This is a genomic window from Candidatus Viridilinea mediisalina (genome assembly GCF_002532535.1).
In the GTDB taxonomy this organism is placed as follows: domain Bacteria; phylum Chloroflexota; class Chloroflexia; order Chloroflexales; family Chloroflexaceae; genus Viridilinea; species Viridilinea mediisalina.
The window spans coordinates 1-2,029 of the sequence record NZ_NQWI01000256.1 but is presented as its reverse complement, the minus strand read 5'-3'; the positions used below and the strand labels follow the sequence as shown (position 1 = coordinate 2,029).

The window sequence follows — 2,029 nt, the reverse complement described above, 5'->3', positions numbered from 1 at the left end:
GCTGAGGTCTTTGGCAGCGATGGGAAGCCGACTAACGTCGGCACTACCTACGGCGCAAATAGGAACCTTCCTACGAATCTTCGCTCATGGTGGACAAGCAACGGGGCAATCAACAACATCTGCTTCCCTTATCCTTACCCCGGAAAGGGCGTAGCAGCGGCCCATACGTTCCCGCCTGCGCGATGCTTCTTATCCTTACCCCGGAAAGGGCGCAGCAGCGGCCCATACGTTCCCGCCTGCGCGATGCTTCTTATCCTTACCCCGGAAAGGGCGTAGCAGCGGCCCATACGTTCCCGCCTGCGCGATGCTTCTTATCCTTACCCCGGAAAGGGCGTAGCAGCGGCCCATACGTTCCCGCCTGCGCGATGCTTGGGTGGGCCGCTGCTACGCCCCTACATTCCCTTACGACGGGATGCCATGCGTTTTCCATGTATCCTTCATCCTTCATCCTTCATCCCTCATCCTTCATCCCTCCCCACCACGGGAGCATGACTGACGACCCGCATCCCGTCGTTGCGGCTGCGGTAGCGCGGGTTGCTGCTGTCGCGGTACGCTCCGCGCACGTATTTGGCCTCACGCCAAAACGACCCTCCTCGCAACCTCCGGCTCGTATCTTCCTCCACATACGCCGCCGCCCACTCATCCTCAAGCCGATAGGGATAGCCTTTACCAAGCTTGGTCGCGCACCACTCGTAGACATTGCCCGCCATGTCGAGGATTCCATACGGACTGGCCCCGTTGGGGTAGTGGCCGACAGGGGTGGTTTTGCCGATGCCCGCATCCTTGCTGTTGCAGCGCCCCGCCTCCCAGGTGTTGCCCCAGGGCCAGATACGCCCATCAGGGCCACGCGCCGCCTTCTCCCATTCCGCCTCGCAGGGCAGACGGAACTCGTGGCCGGTCTGGACACTTAGCCAGCGGCAGTAGGCCACCGCCTCGAACCAGCTTACGCCAACCACCGGGTAGTCGTCGCCATTCCACTCCGCATTTGCCCAATAGTCCGGCTGGTTCACCTTCTTGTCCTCCCGCCACGCCCAGCCCACATCCGTCCAGTAGGCGCGGTTGGTGTAGCCATCCCCTTCCACGAAAGGGCGGAACTGCGCGTTGGTGATCGGCGTTCTGCCGATCCAATAGTCAGGCAGCGTGAGGGGGTGTTGGGGTTTTTCATCGCTATAAGCCAACGCATCCGCAGCGCTGCTGCCCATCAGGAAGGGGCCGGCGGGGATGTGGATGAGGGGTGGGATGAAGCGAAAGGCGAGCGACGAGCGGCGGGAGGGGGCCATCTCGGGCTGGCTCGTCGCGATCGCGGTCGGTGAGAGGCGAGAGACGAGCGGCGGGAGGCGGGAGGGGTTGGTGTTGCTGTCGCAGCAATGTTTTGCTCCGTTGGCAGAGATTCTGCACGATCGGGAGATTCCACGCTCTGCACTGCAACCCCTAGCCAGCCACCAAACACCTCGGCCAACAGCAGATTGCGCGCTGCCCAACGATCACCCGTCTGTTTCGCAAGGCCGATCAACTCCAAGCGTGCCATGTCGTCATCGAGGCGCGTGAAGATCGGCGGATCACTGATCAGCCGCCGTGCCGCATCAAGCAAGTCAGATTTGCGCAGGTCACTATGGATGCGGCGTAGCAACGTATCGCCCTGGCGTACACGAACTTCTGCCGCGACTACCGCCTCCGCATTGAGGGGCTGGCCCTGCTGGTACGCATCCAGGAGCAGTGCGCCGAGGCGTTGGGTCAGGTAGGGGTGGCCCGCGACGCGGCTGTAGACCACATGGCCCATGCCGGTTGCGAGGGCCACATCAAGGCCCGCCGCAACCAGCCCGTCGGCGATGAGGGCTACCGCTTCGTCTTGGCCCAAGTCAATCAGGTGGTGGTCTACACAGACACTGTGCAGCGAGGATGCTTCGGAGACGATGAGGTCGTAGAGTTCGACACCGCCACTGAAGATGACGAGGAGCTTGCGTAGCACCGGCATGGTGAGGCGGGCGTCGAAGATGGAGCGCAAGGCATGCGCGAGTGCTTCACGGGT

General features: G+C 62.5%; 2 protein-coding genes. Both read right to left on the bottom strand.

Features of this window, described 5'->3' with window-relative positions; genetic code table 11:
- Nucleotides 1-458: 458 nt before the first annotated feature.
- Nucleotides 459-1,280, bottom strand: coding sequence for a formylglycine-generating enzyme family protein (locus CJ255_RS21825; RefSeq protein WP_097646178.1), 822 nt, complete (start codon nt 1,278-1,280; stop codon nt 459-461).
- On the bottom strand, nt 1,202-2,029 hold an 828-nt coding region (locus CJ255_RS23910), incomplete at its 5' end, for a hypothetical protein (RefSeq protein WP_165774886.1). The genes CJ255_RS23910 and CJ255_RS21825, both read right to left, overlap by 79 nt.

Bases quoted from the DNA above. Each gene is read 5' to 3' on its own strand.
- CJ255_RS21825 (WP_097646178.1), bottom strand. From the start codon at position 1,280: ATGGCCCCCTCCCGCCGCTCGTCGCTCGCCTTTCGCTTCATCCCACCC.